Source organism: Ruegeria arenilitoris (assembly GCF_013032445.1).
GTDB lineage: Bacteria > Pseudomonadota > Alphaproteobacteria > Rhodobacterales > Rhodobacteraceae > Ruegeria > Ruegeria arenilitoris_F.
This window is the reverse complement of sequence record NZ_WQCA01000003.1, coordinates 111370-130890: the sequence shown is the minus strand read 5'-3', so window position 1 is coordinate 130890 and position 19521 is coordinate 111370. Positions and strand designations below refer to the sequence as shown.

19 protein-coding genes are annotated in these 19521 nt (G+C 58.3%); 12 read left to right on the top strand and 7 right to left on the bottom strand.

Going from position 1 to position 19521, the window contains the following annotated elements:
* Positions 1-24 precede the first annotated feature (24 nt).
* Positions 25-2046 (top strand): transketolase, encoded by a 2022-nt coding sequence (gene tkt, locus GOW98_RS05060; protein ID WP_170329981.1) that lies wholly within the window; start codon positions 25-27, stop codon positions 2044-2046.
* Between the two features lie 160 nt (positions 2047-2206).
* Positions 2207-2557 (top strand): hypothetical protein, encoded by a 351-nt coding sequence (locus GOW98_RS05055; RefSeq protein WP_170329980.1) that lies wholly within the window; start codon positions 2207-2209, stop codon positions 2555-2557.
* Positions 2558-2596: 39 nt separating this feature from the next.
* Here the strand turns inward: GOW98_RS05055 and GOW98_RS05050 are convergent, their stop codons facing one another.
* Entirely contained in the window at positions 2597-3535 is a 939-nt protein-coding gene (locus GOW98_RS05050) for a DUF808 domain-containing protein (protein ID WP_170329979.1), read from the bottom strand.
* Positions 3536-3716: 181 nt separating this feature from the next.
* Here GOW98_RS05050 and gap (GOW98_RS05045) point away from each other — a divergent pair, with 181 nt between their 5' ends.
* The 3 genes from gap (GOW98_RS05045) (at position 3717) to gap (GOW98_RS05035) (ending at position 6018) form a co-directional block, all read left to right on the top strand.
* Positions 3717-4718 (top strand): type I glyceraldehyde-3-phosphate dehydrogenase, encoded by a 1002-nt coding sequence (gene gap, locus GOW98_RS05045; protein WP_170329978.1) that lies wholly within the window; start codon positions 3717-3719, stop codon positions 4716-4718.
* A gap of 71 nt (positions 4719-4789) precedes the next feature.
* The gene (locus tag GOW98_RS05040) at positions 4790-4933 is read left to right on the top strand and encodes a hypothetical protein (RefSeq protein ID WP_170329977.1); all 144 of its coding nucleotides are present in this window, start codon (positions 4790-4792) and stop codon (positions 4931-4933) included.
* An 80-nt stretch (positions 4934-5013) separates the two neighbouring features.
* A complete protein-coding gene (gene gap / locus GOW98_RS05035; protein ID WP_170329976.1) occupies positions 5014-6018 on the top strand; it encodes a type I glyceraldehyde-3-phosphate dehydrogenase in 1005 nt (334 codons plus the stop codon).
* On the opposite strand, the gene coaD is transcribed toward gap (GOW98_RS05035), so the two are convergent.
* The 3 genes from coaD to GOW98_RS05020 all read right to left on the bottom strand — a co-directional run bounded on the left by coaD (position 6010) and on the right by GOW98_RS05020 (position 7986).
* On the bottom strand, positions 6010-6501 hold the full coding sequence (gene coaD, locus GOW98_RS05030; protein WP_170329975.1) for a pantetheine-phosphate adenylyltransferase: 492 nt from the start codon (positions 6499-6501) through the stop codon (positions 6010-6012). The genes gap (GOW98_RS05035) and coaD overlap by 9 nt on opposite strands.
* Positions 6502-6586: 85 nt before the next feature.
* Entirely contained in the window at positions 6587-7024 is a 438-nt protein-coding gene (locus GOW98_RS05025; RefSeq protein ID WP_170329974.1) for a CBS domain-containing protein, read from the bottom strand.
* 59 nt (positions 7025-7083) lie between these two features.
* On the bottom strand, positions 7084-7986 hold the full coding sequence (locus tag GOW98_RS05020; RefSeq protein ID WP_170329973.1) for a LysR family transcriptional regulator: 903 nt from the start codon (positions 7984-7986) through the stop codon (positions 7084-7086).
* A 103-nt stretch (positions 7987-8089) separates the two neighbouring features.
* On the opposite strand from GOW98_RS05020, the gene GOW98_RS05015 reads away from it, so the two are divergent.
* Positions 8090-9589, top strand: coding sequence for a CoA-acylating methylmalonate-semialdehyde dehydrogenase (locus GOW98_RS05015; protein WP_170329972.1), 1500 nt, complete (start codon positions 8090-8092; stop codon positions 9587-9589).
* A gap of 197 nt (positions 9590-9786) precedes the next feature.
* Positions 9787-10371, top strand: a complete 585-nt coding sequence (locus GOW98_RS05010; RefSeq protein WP_170329971.1) for a L,D-transpeptidase — start codon at positions 9787-9789, stop codon at positions 10369-10371.
* A gap of 54 nt (positions 10372-10425) precedes the next feature.
* Here the strand turns inward: GOW98_RS05010 and GOW98_RS05005 are convergent, their stop codons facing one another.
* Together GOW98_RS05005 and GOW98_RS05000 are read right to left on the bottom strand one after the other, a co-directional pair.
* Complete coding sequence (locus GOW98_RS05005; protein WP_170329970.1) at positions 10426-10902, bottom strand: fasciclin domain-containing protein; 477 nt, start codon at positions 10900-10902, stop codon at positions 10426-10428.
* Positions 10903-10962: 60 nt separating this feature from the next.
* Complete coding sequence (locus tag GOW98_RS05000; RefSeq protein ID WP_170329969.1) at positions 10963-11814, bottom strand: class I SAM-dependent methyltransferase; 852 nt, start codon at positions 11812-11814, stop codon at positions 10963-10965.
* Positions 11815-11946: 132 nt separating this feature from the next.
* Here GOW98_RS05000 and GOW98_RS04995 point away from each other — a divergent pair, with 132 nt between their 5' ends.
* The 5 genes from GOW98_RS04995 (at position 11947) to GOW98_RS04975 (ending at position 16651) form a co-directional block, all read left to right on the top strand.
* Positions 11947-13062 (top strand): carboxylate-amine ligase, encoded by a 1116-nt coding sequence (locus GOW98_RS04995; protein ID WP_170329968.1) that lies wholly within the window; start codon positions 11947-11949, stop codon positions 13060-13062.
* Between the two features lie 94 nt (positions 13063-13156).
* Positions 13157-14299, top strand: a complete 1143-nt coding sequence (locus GOW98_RS04990) for an acyl-CoA dehydrogenase family protein (protein ID WP_170329967.1) — start codon at positions 13157-13159, stop codon at positions 14297-14299.
* A 7-nt stretch (positions 14300-14306) separates the two neighbouring features.
* Positions 14307-15347 (top strand): enoyl-CoA hydratase/isomerase family protein, encoded by a 1041-nt coding sequence (locus GOW98_RS04985; protein WP_170329966.1) that lies wholly within the window; start codon positions 14307-14309, stop codon positions 15345-15347.
* Between the two features lie 3 nt (positions 15348-15350).
* Positions 15351-16223: a 3-hydroxyisobutyrate dehydrogenase gene (gene mmsB / locus GOW98_RS04980; RefSeq protein ID WP_170329965.1), complete on the top strand. Its 873-nt coding sequence runs from the start codon at positions 15351-15353 to the stop codon at positions 16221-16223.
* Positions 16224-16321: 98 nt separating this feature from the next.
* Positions 16322-16651, top strand: a complete 330-nt coding sequence (locus GOW98_RS04975; RefSeq protein WP_170329964.1) for a hypothetical protein — start codon at positions 16322-16324, stop codon at positions 16649-16651.
* An 11-nt stretch (positions 16652-16662) separates the two neighbouring features.
* Here the strand turns inward: GOW98_RS04975 and uvrA are convergent, their stop codons facing one another.
* Positions 16663-19521, bottom strand: a complete 2859-nt coding sequence (gene uvrA, locus GOW98_RS04970) for an excinuclease ABC subunit UvrA (RefSeq protein WP_170329963.1) — start codon at positions 19519-19521, stop codon at positions 16663-16665.

Genomic DNA, 19521 nt, shown 5'->3' with positions numbered 1-19521 from the left:
CTGTAATCCAAAGGAACAACGCCCGTGGACCTGACTGCGCTGCGCAATGCAAACCCCGAACACTGGGACAAAGCTGCGGCCATCCGCACACTGACCCTAGACGCCGTCGCCGCCGCCAATTCCGGCCATTCCGGTATGCCGATGGGCATGGCCGATGTTGCGACCGTGCTGTTCGAAAAGCACCTGAAATTCGACGCCTCGGCCCCAAGCTGGCCTGACCGTGACCGGTTCATCCTGTCGGCGGGTCATGGCTCGATGCTGATCTACTCACTGCTGTATCTCACGGGTCATTCGGACGTCACGCTGGACGAGATCAAGAACTTCCGTCAGTTGGGCGCTAAGACTGCAGGCCATCCTGAAAACTTCCTTGTCGACGGGATCGAGACCACAACCGGCCCGCTGGGTCAGGGCATCTCGAACGCTGTGGGCTTTGCCATGGCCGAGGAAATCCAGCGCGCGCATTATGGCAAGAAGGTCGTGGACCACTACACCTATGTGATCGCGGGCGACGGCTGCCTGATGGAAGGCGTCAGCCAAGAGGCAATTACGCTGGCCGGTCGTCACGAGTTGAGCAAACTGATCGTCTTCTGGGACAACAACAACATCACCATCGACGGCACCGTGGATATGGCTGACCGCACCGATCAGGTGCGCCGTTTCGCGGCCTCGGGCTGGCATGTGATCGAGATCGACGGTCATGACCCTCAGGCAATCGACGCAGCCATTGTTCAGGCGAAGAAGTCGAACAAGCCGACCATGATCGCATGTGAAAGCCACATCGCTCTGGGTCACGCTGCGCAGGACACTTCAAAGGGTCACGGCGCGCTGACTGATCAGGATCAGCTGAAGGCCGCGAAAGACGGTTACGGTTGGCCGCATGACGCGTTCGAAGTCCCGGCTAATGTGAAATCCGCATGGGAAGCCATCGGTGCCCGCGGTGCTGCCGAGCGTGCCGAATGGGAAGAGCGTTTCGCGCAGCTGTCCGAGCGTAAGCAGGCCGAGTTCAACCGTGCCTATGCGTTCGAAGCGCCGAAGAAACTGGCCGGCGCCATCCGTTCGTTCAAGAAACAGATGTCGGAAGACCAGCCGAAACTGGCCACCCGCGCCTCGTCTGAAAAGGTTCTGAACGTTGTGAACCCGATCATGACCGAAACTGTTGGCGGATCGGCCGACCTGACCGGCTCGAACAACACCAAATCAGCAGATATGGGCGTGTTCCTGCCGGAAAACCGCAAGGGTCGCTACATTCACTACGGTATCCGTGAACACGGCATGGCCGCAGCGATGAACGGCATGGCACTGCACGGTGGCATTCGCCCCTATGGAGGTACCTTCATGGCCTTCACCGACTATGCCCGCCCGTCCATGCGTCTGGCAGCATTGATGAAAGTGCCGTCGGTCTTCGTGATGACCCACGACTCGATCGGTCTGGGTGAAGACGGCCCAACGCACCAGCCGGTCGAGCATCTGGCCATTTCGCGCGCGACGCCGAACACCTATGTGTTCCGCCCCGCCGACACGGTTGAAACCGCCGAAGCCTGGGAACTGGCGCTGACCTTCAAAGAAAGCCCCTCGGTCCTGTCGTTGACCCGTCAGGGCGTGCCAACAGTGCGGAAAGATCACAAGACTAAGAACCTTGTTGCACAAGGCGCTTACGTTCTGGCCGAAGCCGAAGGTAAACGTCAGGCCATCCTGATCGCCACCGGTTCCGAGGTTTCGCTGGCGATGGAAGCCAAGGCCATGCTTGAGGCCGATGGCATCGGCACTCGCGTCGTCTCGATGCCCTGCATGGAGCTGTTCGCAGAACAGGACGAAGCCTACCGCAAACGCGTTCTGCCCGCTGGTGCGGTTCGTGTCGGCATCGAGGCTGCCGTCCGCGCCGGTGGTTGGGACCGCTGGCTGCTGGGCGAGCGTGGCCGCGAAGCCAAAGCCGGTTTCATCGGCATGTCGGGCTTTGGTGCGTCTGCGCCTGCAGGTGAACTGTACAAGCACTTCGGCATCACCGCCGAGGCCACCGTGGCCAAGGTCAAGGAATTGCTGGGTTAAATCTTCCGAGAGAAGAACAAAAGAAGGCGGCCCATCCGGTCGCCTTTTTTCATGCTGGTAACGTCACGAATTGGTGAGCTGTTGTGAAGGCCATCATCCTACACCCTGCCCCTACCCCGGCTAAGTCAGGTGCATTCTGTCAGGAACAGGGAGCACAGACATGTTACGCAAAACGGCTATTCTTCTTACAACGTTCGTCGCGGCCTCTTCTGCCGCAGCTGGTTCGATTGCATCCAAGGAAGAAATCCAAAACGCAATGAGCGACCACACTTACCAAGGCGGTATGTTGTCGGGCGCGTTCACTGAGTATTACGCCGCAGACGGCACCATAAAAGGCGATGGGTACACAGGCGTTTGGAAAGCCACCGATAACGGGATGTGCTTTCAATACGGCACCGATCCTGAGAACTGCTGGGACCTCAAAATCGATGGCGCAGCTGTAACCCTGTACAAAGACGGAAAAGTGGACGGCGCAGGTGTCGTCGTCAAAGGCAACCCGAACGAATACTGATATGTGCTGCCCCGTGGCGTTTGTCGCCACGGGAAAAACTCAGTGCTTCTTCAGCAGTTTCGTTGCTAGGGGGATCAAAACCATGCCCCAAGCCAGACCAAACACGCCGTCCATGGTCGCTTTGGCGATCCATTCGACGGCACTTTCGTAATGCGCTGACACCATGTGTCCGACAGCATAGGCCCAATCGTGGATGTGATGGCCCAGCCAACCAAAGCCCAGAACCTCCATCCCGTGGATGACAATCGACCCGCCGACCCACAGCATTGCGGCAGTCCCGACAATCGACAGAGTCTTCATCACGCCCGGCATCGCTTTGACCAAACCGCGCCCTAGTCCGCGGCCAATGGGTGTCGGAGCATTTTGAGCCAGATAAAGGCCCACATCATCCATCTTCACGATAAGCGCGACCGAGCCATAAACGGCAACCGTCACACCAATCCCCACAACAGCCAACGTCGCGGCCTGCATCCACAGGTTTGGGGCCTCGATTGCAGCCAGTGCGATGGTCATGATTTCAGCAGACAGGATGAAATCAGTCTTGATTGCACCTTTGACCTTCTGCTCCTCAAGATGACCGGGGTCGCGCACGTTCATGTCTTCGTCGATGACGTGGCTGCCATGCGGGAACAGGACGTGGAATATCTTCTCGGCCCCTTCGAAACATAAATACGACCCACCCAACATCAGCAAAGGCGTGATCAGCCACGGCGCGAAATTGGCCAACAACAAAGCCACCGGCAGCAACAGCACGATCTTGTTGAAAATCGACCCGCGCGCAATGCGCCAGATGATCGGCAACTCGCGCGCTGGCGCAAAGCCCTGAACGTATTTCGGAGTGACCGCCGCGTCGTCGATAATCACGCCGGCCGTCTTGGCCCCGGCCTTTCCCGCAGCCGCAACCACGTCGTCCACCGATGACGCCGCAACCTTGGCTATTCCCGCCACATCATCCAAAAGGGCCAACAGACCGCTCATCGCGCATCCTTTCCAGTATCCTGCCGCAACCGGACCCTACCCGATCCCTCAGCTAGCGCAAGCGTTAGCGCAATCTCATGGGGTTTGCGCTAACACCTTAAAAATATGCCGCTTTTAGTCTTTTGAGTCTCAGATTTCACCGCTATATGGCCTGCAAAGCAAGCGCATTTGGAGACGTCATATGACCATCAAGGTCGGTATCAATGGTTTTGGCCGCATCGGCCGCTGCACCCTGTCGCACATCGCCGCGTCAGGCCGTAACGACATCGAAGTGATCAAGGTTAACGCGACCGGCCCGCTGGAAACAACCGCGCATCTGCTGAAATACGACAGTGTACATGGCCGTTTCCCCCGTGACATCGCTATCAATGGCAACACAATGGATCTGGGCCGTGGCCCGATGGAGATGTTCTCGACCTACGACATGAACGAACTGGACTGGGAAGGCTGCGACGTCGTTCTGGAATGCACCGGAAAATTCAATGACGGTCTGAAAGCCAAAACTCACCTGGAGCGTGGCGCCGGCAAGGTTCTGCTGTCCGCACCGGGTAAGAATGTCGACAAGACCATCGTGTTTGGAGTGAACCACAACACTCTGACCGCAAACGACAATATGGTTTCGAACGGATCCTGCACCACGAACTGCCTTGCTCCGCTTGCCAAGGTTCTGGACGAAGGCCTGGGCATCGAAAACGGCATCATGACCACGATCCACGCCTATACCGGTGACCAGCCGACACTGGACCGTCGTCACAGCGACCTGTATCGCGCTCGCGCTGCAGCGATGTCGATGATCCCGACTTCGACAGGTGCCGCCAAAGCTCTGGGTGAGGTTCTGCCGAATCTGAAAGGCCGTCTGGACGGATCGGCGATCCGCGTTCCCACCCCGAACGTCTCGGCAGTTGACCTCACCTTCCGCTCCTCGCGCGAAGTGACCGTCAAAGAGGTTAACGAGATCGTCCGCGAAGCCGCACAAGGACCGATGCAGCGCGTTCTGGGCTATGAGCCCGCGCCGCTGGTTTCGACCGATTTCAACCACACCGAAGAAAGCTCGATCTTCGCACCGGATCAAACCCGCGTTGTGGATGGCCGTTTGGTTCGCGTCCTGGCCTGGTATGACAACGAATGGGGCTTCTCTGTCCGTATGGCCGATGTGGCCGTTGCCATGGGTCGCCTTAACTAAGACCGGTTTGAAATCTTGAACCTTTTTGCCCGCTCAGGTTATCTGGGCGGGCATTTTCGTTTGGGGCCACCATGACCAACCAAATCGCTATCTGGCTCGGCCTCTTGATCCTTGGTGCGATCATTATCGATTACGCCATTTTTGGCCCCGAGCATTTGCTGTTTCTCGGAAAAAAGCTCTACGACTTTCTTGATTGGCTCGCTTTCTGGCGCTGAAAGAGGTTTTGCTTGACATTTTCGTTTTTCTCGCGATGTTAGCGCTAACTAAACAACCCGATTTTCGAACGGAGCAGAAAATGACACTCAAGCTGGCAATCAACGGATTCGGGCGGATCGGACGCGGCGTTCTGCGCGCGGTGATGGAGACCGGGCGCACGGATGTGGAAATTGTTGCGATCAACGATCTGGCGAAACCCGAAATGAACGCGCATCTGTTTGAGTTCGACAGCGTTCATGGTCGTTACCCCAACACAGTCACGTTGTCCGAAGCAGTCCTGGACGTTGGCGCCGGACCCATCCGTCTGACCAGCGAGCGAGACCCCGAGGCGTTGAACTGGTCGGATGTCGACGTGGTTTTGGAGTGCACCGGCGTGTTCCGCACACGCGAAGCTGCTGAACGTCATCTGAAAAATGGTTCGAAAAAAGTGTTGATCTCGGCGCCTGCGCGCGGTGATGGCGCGGTTAAAACGATTGTGTTTGGCGTAAACGAGCACGAACTGACCGCCGAGGACACAGTGGTATCGAACGCTTCGTGCACCACGAACTGCCTGTCTCCAGTGGCCGCTGCGCTGGACGCTGGACTGGGCATCCTGCATGGCAACATGACCACCGTTCACGCCTATACCGCCAGCCAGCCGGTCCACGATACCGCTGGCAAGGACCCTTACCTGTCACGCGCCGCGGCTTTGTCGATGATCCCGACCACAACTGGCGCAGCCGCTGCCGTTGGGCTGGTTCTGCCGCAACTGGCGGGGAAACTTACCGGTCAGGCGATCCGCGTCCCCACACCGAACGTATCCGTCGTTGATCTTGTGGCCGAGGTTTCGCGCCCTACCTCCGAGGAAGAGGTCAATGCGCTGTTCGTCGAAGCTGCTGCCAAAATCCCCGGCGTTCTGGCCGCAGAAAGCCGCCCGCTGGTGTCAATGGATTTCAACCACGACGCCCACAGCTCGACCGTGTCGCTCGCGGAAACCAAAGTCACCGACGGCACGCTGGTGCGCGTGCTAGCGTGGTACGACAATGAATGGGGATTCTCTAACCGGATGCTGGACACAGCAGCCGCTATGGGCGCCCTAGCCTAACCTTTCACGCAGGGCGTCATTAACCCGGGGCGTGACGAATTTCGACACGTCCCCGTTCAGCCGCGCGATCTCTTTCACCAGTTTCGATGCGATGGCCTGATGCCGCGCCTCGGCCATCAGGAACACGGTCTCGATTGAGTTGTCCAGCGCGCGGTTCATGCCAACCATCTGGAATTCATACTCGAAATCCGCCACAGCCCGCAGCCCTCGCACGATGATCTGAGCACCCACGTCGCGGGCGCAATCGATCAGCAGGTTTTCAAACGGATGTGCGACAATCTCGGTCCCAGTCTGTTCGGACAGATGCGCACATTCTGCCTCAATCATGGCAACGCGCTCTTCCAGAGTAAACATCGGCCCTTTGTCCCGATTGATGGCGACGCCGATCACCAGCTTGTCCACCAGCGCCGAGGCGCGGCGGATAATGTCAATATGGCCCAAAGTGATCGGGTCAAAGGTACCAGGATATAATGCAACCCGCATTACGCCCTCCTGCGCAATAAAATTTCTGCGCAAGCAAACATAAACTGGATGCAGGTGCAAGCGATCTGTTCGGAGGTCCGGGCCGTCAGTGACCCATAATCATGCCTTGCAGCGCATCTTTTTCCATCGCCAGTTCCGCCAGCTGCGCCTTAACCACGTCGCCAAGGGTTACAATTCCAACCAGCTTGCCTTCTTCAACCACCGGCATGTGGCGAAAGCGGCCTTCGGTCATGCTGGCCATGATATCCTGAACAGTGGCCTGCCGCGTCGTCGTAATTAGTTCCTGCGTCATATAAGAGCTGACTGGTTGGTTCAGGCACCCGCTTCCGCTTGCGGCCAGTTCCCGGACGATATCGCGTTCGGACAAAATTCCGGCTGCGGTCTGCCCGCCATCCTCAGATACGACCACGGTACCGATACGTTTTTCAGCAAGAATCTTCGAAGCTTCTGAGACTGTCGCCGAAGGTTCGACCGTAACCACGCCTTCTGTTGTCTTGGATTTCAGAATGGCCTGTACGAGCATGAAGAACACCTCCGAAATAATAATCTTATTCCAAAGCGTTGCGCGATTGAGTCGACCTGTCAAGCATCGGCATCGGCTTCTAACCGCGCAACTTCGTCACGGATGCCTTGCGTCAGAGCGTCGGCGAAGCGGTTTAACCGTTCGTTACGCTGGTCGCCCTGATGCCGGACAAGGTAGAAACTTCGGGTCAAACTCACTTGATCCGTCAGGATTTTCCGCAGGTTCCGGTGGAAGGGCAACGTGAAGTCATGGGCCACACCCACCCCGGTGCCAAGCGACACCTGACGCAGTTGAACCGAAACCGAATTCGATGCAAGCGCGACACGGTCAACGCCGATATCGTTGAGATAGTCCAGTTCGCGGTCAAAGATCATGTCCGGGATATAACCAATCAACCTGTGGCCTTTCAGATCGGCGACAGAGTGAATGGGCTCTTGGCGCTCCAAGTAATCCAGTGTTGCCACGAGGTGCAATTTGTAATCGCTGATCCGTTTGACCAGAAGCTTTCCTGCGGTTGGTGCACTCACGGTCAAGGCCATATCCGCTTCGCGCCGGGACAGGTTGATGATCCGCGGCAAGGCCAGAATCTGGATATCCAGGTCAGGGTTGGCGTCGCTAATCTTCGCACAAACCTGCGGCAACAGATAGTTCGCGCTGCCATCAGGCGCCCCGATCCGGATCTGACCGCTCAGCGATTTGGTCGAGCCTACCACAGCCCCCGCTGCTGCACGCATTGCTTCTTCGGCCTGCAGGCCGTGATCCAACAGGCGCTCTCCCGCTGACGTCAGCACGTATCCCTGTTGGGACTTTGTGAACAGGGTTGCGTCCAACGTCGCCTCTAACCGGGCAATGCGCCGTCCAACCGTAGCCGGGTCGATCTTCAGGATGCGCCCTGCAGAAGACAGGCTTTCTTCGCGCGCGACCTCCAGAAAAACACGCATGTCATCCCAATTTGGGTTCATGTGCTACCTTTTGCATTTTTGCAAAGCTCTTTTGAGACATTGCCTCTGTTCCCAGAATTTATGCAAGCCTATTGTGCGCTCAAATCTATCGGAGGAGCTATAGATGCAAGATCTGACCCACTTCCTGAATGGCGAGATGACCGCCGGAACCTCAGGTCGTTTCGACGACGTGTTCAACCCGGCAACCGGCGAGGTTCAGTATCGCTGCCCGATGGCCAGTGTTGCGGAAACCACCGCCGCCATCGAGGCTGCCGCTGCGGCGCAACCCGCCTGGGGCGCAACTAACCCGCAGAAGCGTGCGCGCGTGATGATGGCCATGGTCGGCTTGATGAACCGCGACATGGACAAACTGGCCGAAGCACTGAGCCGCGAGCACGGCAAAACAATCCCCGATGCCAAAGGCGACCTGCAGCGTGGTCTGGAAGTGATCGAATACTGCATCGGCGCACCTCAGATGCTGAAGGGTGAATTCACCGACAGCGCGGGCCCCGGTATCGACATGTACTCGATGCGTCAGCCTCTGGGTGTTGTTGGCTCGATCATGCCCTTCAACTTCCCCGCCATGATGCCGCTGTGGCACGTTGGTCCGGCACTAGCCTGCGGCAACGCCGTGGTTCTGAAGCCTTCCGAGCGTGACCCCTCGGTACCGCTGATGCTGGCCGAACTGTTCGTCGAAGCCGGTCTGCCCAAGGGTGTCTTCCAGGTCGTCAACGGCGACAAGGAAGCCGTGGACACCATCCTCGACAGCGAGATCATTCAGGGCGTCAGCTTTGTAGGTTCTACCCCGATCGCACAGTATATTTACAGTCGCGCAACCGCCAACGGCAAGCGTGCACAATGCTTCGGCGGTGCCAAGAACCACATGATCGTAATGCCCGACGCGGATCTGGATCAGGCGGCTGACGCGCTGGTTGGTGCTGGTTTCGGCGCAGCGGGCGAACGCTGCATGGCGGTTTCGGTTGCTGTTCCGGTTGGTGAAGAGACCGCCGACGCGCTGATCGAAAAACTGATCCCGCGCATTGAAAAACTGAAGGTTGGCCCCTACACCGCCGGCGACGACGTGGACATGGGCCCCGTTGTGACCGCCGCTGCGAAAGAGCGCATCCTCGGCCTGATCAACTCCGGCGTTGAGCAAGGTGCCAAGCTGGTTGTCGACAACCGCGATTTCAGCTTGCAGGGCTATGAGGACGGCTTCTTTGTCGGCCCGCACCTGTTCGACCACGTCACGCCCGAGATGGACATCTACAAGCAGGAAATCTTCGGCCCTGTTCTGTCGACTGTCCGCGCTGGTTCGTACGAAGAGGCGATTGGCCTGGCGATGGATCACGAATACGGCAACGGCACCGCGATCTTCACCCGTGACGGTGACACCGCGCGTGACTTTGCCAGCCGGATCAACATCGGCATGGTCGGCGTCAACGTTCCGATCCCGGTTCCGCTGGCCTACCACACCTTTGGCGGCTGGAAGAAATCCATGTTCGGTGACCTGAACCAGCACGGTCCGGACAGCTTCAAGTTCTACACCCGCACCAAGACCGTCACCGCGCGCTGGCCCTCGGGCATCAAAGAAGGTGGCGAGTTCAACTTCAAGGCAATGGACTGATCCACTGCTGAATTCTGCATGAACCGAACCCGGCCTGTAACAGGCCGGGTTTTTTTCGGCAAAGCGCCGCCAAAACATTCGATTTCACGATAAATTCAGCGTGGGCACCCTAGAAAATTGGGGCGATGGTCAATATTTTACGGCAAATTATTGCTCGAGCAGTTCCTGAACCGGAGGCCAATTTGACAAATCCCCGCATGACTCGCCGCTCTGCATTGTTGGGCGCAGCGTCTCTTCTGGCGACGCCAGCCATTGTGCGTGCGCAAAGCAGCGACGCATTTCCGACCAATGAAGAAGCGATTAGCACGCAACTGCCGGTCCGCCGCAACGTGTCGTCGTTCTCGCAACAGAACTGGCAGGATCACTTCGACGAGTTGGGCGTTGGTTGTCTGCTGGCCGACATCACCAGCCGCGCGGTTCACTATTGGAGCCCGGATGGAACCTACAAATTGTACCCCAGCTCGGTTCCTATGAGTGAAGAGCTGACAAAGCGCGGCTACACCAAAGTCGTACGCAAGACCGAAAACCCAAGCTGGACGCCAACTGCCAATATGCGTGAACGCGACCCGACCCTGCCGGTTCGCGTGGAAGGTGGTGATCCGGGTAATCCGCTGGGCACGCGTGCGATGTATCTGGGTTGGCCCGCTTATCTGGTGCACGGTACCCACGATACACGCAAGATTGGTCGCCAAAGCTCATCGGGATGTATTGGCCTGTATAATCAGCATGTAGAAGAACTGTATCCTCTGGTGCAGATCGGAACTCAGGTCAGACTGGTCTGACGAACAAAGCCCCGGCCATCAGGACCGGGGCTTTTTCTTTCGCGGGGGGGGGCGTTATTCTGGCAGGATTACTGCATCTACGACATGTATCACGCCATTGCTGGCTTCGATGTCGGCCTGCACGACCTTAGCGTCATTAACTTTAACGCCGTTCCGGGCATTCACACTCAGACGGTCGCCTTGCACGGTCAGAACCTTGGCGCGCTTACCGGCAATATCGCCCGACATCACCTTGGCCGGAACCACGTGATAGGTCAGGATTTCGACCAACTGGTCCTTGTTTTCCGGCTGCAACAGCGTCTCGACAGTACCTTCGGGCAGCGCAGCAAAAGCCTCATCTGTCGGGGCGAAAACGGTGTACGGGCCATCGCCCTTCAACGTATCCACCAGACCCGCAGCCTGAACGGCAGCGACCAGAGTGTTGAACGATCCGGCCGAAACTGCGGTGTCCACGATGTCAGCGGCCTGCGCCTTTACAGGCAGAGCAAGGGCAAGTGCGGCGGCGGCGCCCATGAATGTACGGCGAAACATGGCTGTTGTCTCCTCTCCAGCTTGTTATGCAAAGGGGTACGGAAGCTCAGCCAGCCCGGATCACTTTTCTTTTATTTGCACCCAGAAACTTTGCGCACGGCCGTCCTTCAGAAATGGTAGTGCTTCAACCGCTTCAGGACGAGACTGTTGCAAGTAATACCCGGGCCAAAGCATTGAAAAGGCGCCGGATTGCAGCAAGGCGTGCAACATGTACTGCTCCCCCCAACCCGGGCAGTCATAGAAGAACCGCTTGGGGTATTCGTAGGGCAGAAAAACATCGTGGACATGGATCACCACCCCAGGTTTCAACGTCGGAATGATGCGGCAGAACAGATGCGCGACGTCGTTGCTCATCCGAACCACATGGCTAGAGTCGATGAACAGAACGTCGCCTGCCTCAAGCTGATCGAACAGCGTCGGGTCAATCTCTTCCAACCGTTTCTGTTCGAAGTGATCCACAACATGCGCGATGTCGGCACGGGGATAGGGGTCAATCGCGGTGATGTGCGTGTCCAACCCGCCATCGATAATCGCCTGCCGGGTTACGCGGGTTGAGTTCCCGCAGCCGACTTCGATCACCCGCTTCGGTGTAAACCGCCGGATCATCAGATACAGCGCGTCGGCGTCGGGGCTGTCATAGTACCCGTTGCCGATCCGATAGCCTGTCTGATTGAGTGCCGGGTCTTTCAGGGCTTCCAGCGCCTCGGCATGTTGGTCGTACTCGGCAACCAACTGGCCGATATCGAACCCGTCCATCCCTGGTGACAAGGCATAAGCCGGGCGGGTCAATCCCCCCGCAAGTTCAAACGCTTCAAGCCGAGCGCGTTCGTCGTTTTCAACGGCCTTGTCGATAAGCTTCACCCCCAACTCATCCAGGGCCTCATTGATCTTGGGGAATTTTCTGGGTTTCACGAGCGGCTCCACAATCCTATCGCCTGTTCCTTACCGCTGCTTGCCAGGCCTCTGCAAGGCGGGCTGCGTCAAACGCTTGGCAAAACAGGAATTTCCGTATTCACTGGTTGGAATAGTTATACGAGGGCCGCCATGCAGCAAGAATACACGCTAGGCATTGAAGAAGAGTATCTGCTGGTCGACCGCGACAGCCTTGAGCTTGCCGAAGCCCCTGCCGCACTTATGGAGGCGTGCCAAGCAGACTTCGAAGGACGGGTCAGCCCCGAATTCCTGCAGTGCCAGATCGAGGTCGGCACCCGCCCCCACACGACGGTCAAGTCGGCCCGCGAGGACCTGAAACGCCTGCGATCCTGCGTTGCCGAACGCGCCGCCGAATATAACCTCGCCCCGATTGCGGTGTCCTGTCATCCGTTTGCCGACTGGAAGAAACAGCACCACACCCGCAAGGATCGCTATGACGCGCTTCATCATGCGCTGGGCGGCGTCGCGCGGAGGATGCTGATCTGCGGGATGCATGTTCACGTCGGGGTCGAGGACCCTGCCCTGCGCGCCGACCTGATGCCGCAGCTTTCGTATTTCCTGCCGCATCTGCTCGCGCTGTCAACCTCTTCTCCTTATTGGAACGGAGAGGATACGGGGCTGTCCTCTTACCGCCTGACCGTGTTTGACAACCTGCCGCGCACTGGCCTGCCTCCGGTTCTGGCCAGTTGGTCGGATTACGAACGCACCACCGGCATTCTGGTGGAACTTGGCGTGATCGAGGACACAACGAAAATTTGGTGGGACCTGCGCCCGTCACACCGATTCCCGACGCTGGAAACCCGGATTATGGATGTACAGCCGCGGCTGGAACATACGCTGTCGCTCGCCGCTCTGCTACAAGCCTTGACCCGTATGCTGTGCCGCTTGAAAGACCGGAATCTGCGCTGGCGGCATTACGACCAGTTTCTGATCGGCGAAAACCGCTGGCGCGCGCAGCGGTACGGCGTCGGCGAAGGTCTGATCGATTTCGGTGACCGCTCGATCAAACCTATGCCCGAACTGATGGGTGAACTCATGGGTATGCTGGCAGAAGATGCCGAGGCGCTGGGCACCATGACAGAGCTGGCTCGCCTGCAGCAGATTGCACAAACCGGCACTTCAGCCACGCGACAACGCCGCACATACGCCGAGGCCGTGGCAAAGGGCGACAATCCGGGCAAGGCGGTGGTCCGGCATCTTATCGAAGAATATCACATGGACCTTTGACATATCAGCGCGTGATTGCTGGCCCTGCAAAACTTCTGTAAGAATTCAGAAATAAACAGTCGTTCAATTCATTCGACAGCGTGGGAGGCAACCCTTGGATTTTGCACTGACAGAAGAGCAAACCGCGATCTTCGATATGGCCTATGACTTCGGGCAGGACAACATCGCACCCAACGCCCGCCAGTGGGAGGCCGACGGCACTATCCCCAAAGACCTGTGGCCCCAGATCGGAGAGCTGGGGTTCGGTGGCCTCTATGTCTCGGAAGACAGCGGCGGTTCGGGCTTGTCCCGTCTGGATGCGACACTGGTGTTTGAGGCACTTTCGATGGCCTGCCCCTCGGTCGCGGCGTTTCTGTCGATCCACAATATGTGCGCCAAGATGCTTGACAGCTTCGCCAGCGACGATTTGAAATCCCGTATCATGCCCGATGTGCTGAGTCTAAAAACAGTCCTCAGCTATTGCCTGACCGAACCCGGATCGGGCTCGGACGCTGCCGCGTTGAAAACCCGAGCGGATCGCACCAATGAAGGCTACACACTGAACGGCACCAAGGCCTTTATCTCGGGCGGAGGTTATTCCGACGCTTATGTCTGCATGGTGCGCACCGGTCAGGACGGCCCCAAGGGGATCTCGACCGTCTATGTCGAGGACGGCACGCCCGGCCTCAGCTTTGGCGCGCTGGAACAGAAGATGGGCTGGAAAAGCCAGCCTACGGCGCAGGTGCAGTTCGACGACTGCGAAATCCCGGCAGGCAACCTTGTTGGCACCGAGGGCGACGGCTTCAAATACGCGATGATGGGGCTGGATGGCGGGCGGTTGAACATCGCCTCCTGCTCGCTGGGGGCCGCGCAGACCGGGCTGAACATGACCCTGCAATATATGTCGGAACGCAAGGCCTTTGGCCAATCCATCGACCAGTTTCAGGCGCTGCAATTCCGGCTGGCGGATATGGAGATCGAACTGCAGGCCGCCCGCACCTTCCTGCGGCAGGCGGCGTGGAAACTGGATCAGGGCGCACCCGATGCGACCAAATTCTGCGCCATGGCCAAGAAATTCGTGACCGAGACCGGGTCCAAGGTTGTGGACCAGTGTCTGCAACTGCATGGTGGCTACGGGTATCTGGCGGACTATGGAATCGAGAAACTGGTCCGCGATCTCCGCGTGCATCAGATTCTGGAAGGCACGAACGAAATCATGCGGGTCATTGTCGCCCGACAAATGCTTGCAGACCGCTGAGGGGCCCATGCCTGACATCGACATCCGTATCACTGGCCGCGCCGGGCGCATCACCCTGACCCGCCCCAAAGCGCTGAACGCGCTGACCTATGATATGTGCATGGCGATCGACGCGGCGCTGCGGAACTGGCGCGAAGATGACGCCGTGGATCTGGTGATCATGGATGCCGAGGGCGACAAGGCCTTTTGCGCAGGTGGAGACATTGCCGACCTCTACGCAACCGGCATCAAGGGGGATTACGATTACGGGCACACATTTTGGCGGGATGAATACCGTCTGAACGCGCTGATCTTCGAATACCCCAAACCGGTCGTCAGCTTCCTGCAGGGGTTCACTATGGGTGGAGGCGTTGGCATCGGATGTCACGGCAGTCACCGCATCGTTGGTGAAAGCTCCAAAATTGCTTTGCCTGAGTGTTCCATTGGCCTGGTTCCGGATGTTGGCAGCACTTTGATACTGGCGCTGGCCCCCGGTCGGTTGGGAGAATATCTGGGCACCACCGGCCACCGCATGGACCCCGGAGACGCCATCTTTGCCGGTTTCGCTGATCATTACATTCCCCTCGCCGAGTGGTCCGATCTGATCGAGATGCTCGAGGCATCGGGGGACACCGAGATGCTGCAGAAACACTCGGTGGCGCCACCCGAAAGCGAGTTGGAGCAACAGCAACCTGAGATCGATGCCAGTTTTGACGGTGAAACTCTCGGGGACATCCTGAACACCCTGACCCATTCCGATCACACAGTAGCCATTGAGGCGCGCAAATTCATGGACCGTAATTCGCCTCTTTCCATGGCGTGTACGGTTGAGATGCTGCACCGTTTGCGCACCCCCAGCCTGACACTGCGCAAAGCGCTGGAGTTGGAATACCGCTATACCTTCCGCGCAATGGAGCACGGAGATTTTCTGGAAGGCATTCGCGCCCAGGTCATCGACAAGGACCGCACGCCGCGCTGGCAGTTTGCCGATCAGGCCGTGCCAGCGGTCGCTGTGTCAAAGATGTTGCAGCCACTGGGCAAAGACATGCTGACTTTTGAGGAGACATAAGAGATGAAAATCGGGTTTATCGGCTTAGGCAACATGGGCAACCCAATGGCCGCCAACCTAGCCAAGGCCGGGCATGAGGTGACGGGTTTTGACATGGCCGATGTTGATGTTGCCGGCGTCACCATAGCCGGTTCGGGTGCCGATGCTGCCGAAGGTGCCGACATCGTCATCACGATGCTTCCGAACGGACAAATCCTGCGCGCGGTGGCGAATGAAATCATCCCCGTGATGCAGTCTGGGTCTGTGTGGATTGACTGTTCGACAGTTGACGTTGACAGCGCCCACGCCGTTGCGGATCAGGCGAAAGATGCCGGTGTCCTCTCGGTTGATGCGCCGGTCTCGGGCGGGATCGGTGGCGCGGCCGCTGGCACGCTGACCTTCATGGCCGGCGGCAGCGACGACGCTTTTGTCAAGGCCGAGCCTCTGTTTGACATTATGGGCCAGAAAGCCGTGCATTGTGGCGAATCCGGTGCCGGTCAGGCCGCGAAAATCTGCAACAACATGATCCTGGGCGTCACCATGATCGCCACTTGCGAGGCCTTTGCGCTGGCCGACAAATTGGGGCTGGACCGGCAAAAGATGTTTGACGTGGTCAGCACCTCTTCGGGTTATAGCTGGACGATGAACGCCTATTGCCCTGCCCCCGGCGTCGGCCCTACCAGCCCGGCGGATAACGAGTACCAGCCCGGCTTTGCCGCCGAACTGATGCTAAAGGATCTGCGGCTCAGCCAACAGGCTGCGGAGAGCGCGGATGCGGACACGCCGATGGGTCAGGTTGCTACCGCGCTCTATCAGAAATTCGTCGAGGCCGAAGACGGGCTAGGAATGGACTTCTCGGCCATGTTGCCGAGGTTCGAAAAACGCGGACGAGGCTAAGAGCGGACCCCATGGGCGGCTTCCTGCCCATGGGGTTGACCCGCAGCCCGGCTGCGGCCATCTATCCTTGGCCACAGTGTTCAAGCAAAGGAAGCAAGATGTCACGCGTATTGACCATTTCGACGGCAATTCTGGCGCTTGCGCTCAGCTCTGGCATGACCATGGCCGGGAACGGCAAAGGTAAAGCCGGGCACTGCCCGCCGGGTCTGGCAAAGAAAGCCGTACCCTGCGTTCCGCCGGGACAGGTCAAAAACCTGTATCGTACGGGTGACTACATCAACCGCAACTATCGTTGGATCAATGATCCTTACCGCTATGGGCTGGACCGCGGCAGCTATATCCGCGCTGGTGACTATGTCTATCGCGTTGATCCCGACACACGAAAGGTGCTGAATCTGATCGGAGCGGTGGTTGATATCCTCAACTGAGGATCAGCCCCCTACTCCGCAGCGACCCGCGCGCCATCAAGCATTTGTTTCAGATACCGGCCGGTATGACTGCGCTCGACCGCGGCCACGTCTTCGGGCGTTCCGGTTGCCACGATCTCGCCCCCGCCATCGCCGCCTTCAGGGCCGATATCGATGATATGGTCGGCGGTTTTCACGACGTCCAGATTATGTTCGATCACAACGACTGTGTTTCCCTGATCGACCAATTCGTGAAGCACTTCCAACAGCTTACGCACATCTTCGAAATGCAGGCCGGTGGTTGGCTCGTCCAGAATATACAGCGTCCGTCCGGTTGACCGTTTCGACAACTCCTTGGACAGCTTCACCCGCTGCGCTTCACCACCAGACAGAGTGGTCGCCTGCTGGCCGACCTTGATATAGCCCAGACCAACTCGTGCCAATGCGTCCATCTTGTCACGGATCGACGGCACGGCCTTAAAGAACTCCTGCGCGTCTTCCACTGTCATATCAAGGACATCGGCGATGGACTTGCCCTTAAACTTGATCTCCAGCGTTTCCCGGTTATAGCGCGCGCCTTTGCAGGTTTCGCAGGTCACGTAGACGTCGGGTAGAAAGTGCATCTCGATCTTGATGACACCATCGCCCTGACAGGCTTCGCACCGACCACCTTTGACGTTGAAGCTGAACCGCCCGGGCTTGTAGCCGCGCGCCTTGGCCTCGGGCAGGCCTGCGAACCAGTCGCGGATTGGGGTGAAGGCCCCGGTGTAAGTTGCCGGGTTGGAACGCGGCGTTCGCCCGATTGGGCGTTGGTCAATGTCGATGACCTTGTCCAGATGCTCCAGCCCTTTGATCGTTTCACAGGGCGCCGGCGTCTGCCGCGCACCGTTCAGGCGCATCGAGGCGGTTTTGAACAGCGTTTCAATCGTCAGGGTCGACTTACCGCCGCCGGACACGCCGGTCACACAGACGAATTTGCCCAGCGGGAAATCTGCGGTGACGTTCTTCAGGTTGTTCCCGGCCGCCTTGACCACTGAGACCTTTTTCTTGTTCCCTTTGCGCCGTTTCGACGGAACGGAGATCTCGCGCGTACCGGCAAGATACTGGCCAGTCATTGAGGCCGCGTCAGATGCGATCTGTTCGGGCGTGCCTTCGCTGACCACCTGGCCGCCATGTACACCGGCTCCGGGACCGATGTCGAAGACGTAGTCCGCTTCGCGAATGGCCTCTTCGTCATGTTCGACGACGATCACGGTATTGCCCTGATCGCGTAGGTTCTTGAGCGTGCCCAGAAGGCGATCATTGTCTCGCTGGTGCAGGCCAATCGAAGGTTCATCCAACACATATAGAACCCCGGTCAGGCCGGACCCGATCTGGCTGGCCAGACGGATACGCTGGCTTTCACCGCCAGAAAGAGTGCCACTTGAACGGGACAGCGTAAGGTATTCCAAACCGACATTGTTCAGGAACCCCAGACGTTCGCGAATTTCTTTCAGAATCGCCCGTGCAATCTCGTTCTTCTGAGCGCTCAGATGGTTCGGCGCATCCTCAATCCAGGCCAAAGCCTCTTTGATCGACATCTGCACCACCTGCCCGACATGCAGACCTGCGATCTTGACCGCCAGAGCCTCAGGACGCAGGCGATACCCTTCGCACGAGCCACACGGCCGGTTGTTCTGGTAGCGTTCGAACTCTTCCCGAATCCAGGCGCTGTCCGTCTCGCGATAGCGTCGTTCCATATTGGGAATCACGCCCTCAAAGCTGCGGGTGACCTGATAGACCCGTCCGCCTTCGTCATAGCGGAACTGGATTTCCTCGTCGCCCGACCCACGCAAGAAAACCTGCTGCACTTTCGCGGGCAAGTCTTTCCACGGCGTGTTCTTGTCAAACTCGTAGTGGCGCGCGATGGCCTCGATGGTTTGAAGGAAATAGGGCGACTTGCCTTTGCGCCAAGGCGCCAATGCACCGTCATAGAGTTTCAACGTCTGGTCCGGCACCACAAGCCGTTCGTCAAAGAACAACTCGACGCCCAGCCCGTCGCAATCCGGACAGGCCCCGAACGGCGCGTTGAACGAAAAAAGGCGCGGTTCGATCTCGGGGATAGTGAAGCCGCTGACCGGGCAGGCAAAATTCTCGCTGAATGTAATGCGCTCGGGGGCGCCCTCACGCGGTGCGGTTTCGAGAATCGCAATGCCATCCGCCAAATCCAGAGCGGTCCGCAGGCTATCGGCCAGACGTGTCTCCATCCCCTCACGCACGACCAGACGGTCGACCACGACGTCGATATCGTGGCGGAATTTCTTGTCCAGCGTGGGCGGCTCGTCGAGTTCATAGAACTCTCCATCCACTTTTACGCGCTGAAAACCCTGCTTGCGGAGTTCAAGGAACTCTTTTTTGTACTCCCCCTTCCGGTCCCGCACGATGGGCGCCAGAAGGTAGCCGCGCGTTCCCTCCTCTTCGCCCATGATGCGGTCGACCATGTCCTGCACCTGCTGAGCCTCAATCGGCTGACCGGTGGCGGGGCTGTAGGGCGTGCCCGCACGGGCAAACAGCAGACGAAGATAGTCGTAAATCTCGGTGACCGTACCTACGGTCGAGCGTGGGTTCTTCGAAGTGGTTTTCTGTTCGATAGAAATCGCCGGGGACAGGCCGCTGATGTGATCCACATCCGGCTTTTCCATCATGTCTAGGAACTGACGCGCATAGGCCGACAGGCTTTCGACATACCGGCGCTGGCCTTCGGCATAGATAGTATCGAAGGCCAACGAAGACTTGCCCGAGCCTGACAGCCCGGTGATCACAACCAACTGATCGCGCGGGATATCCACGTCGATTCCCTTGAGGTTATGCTCGCGCGCGCCGCGCACCTCGATATTCTTAAGCTCAGCCAT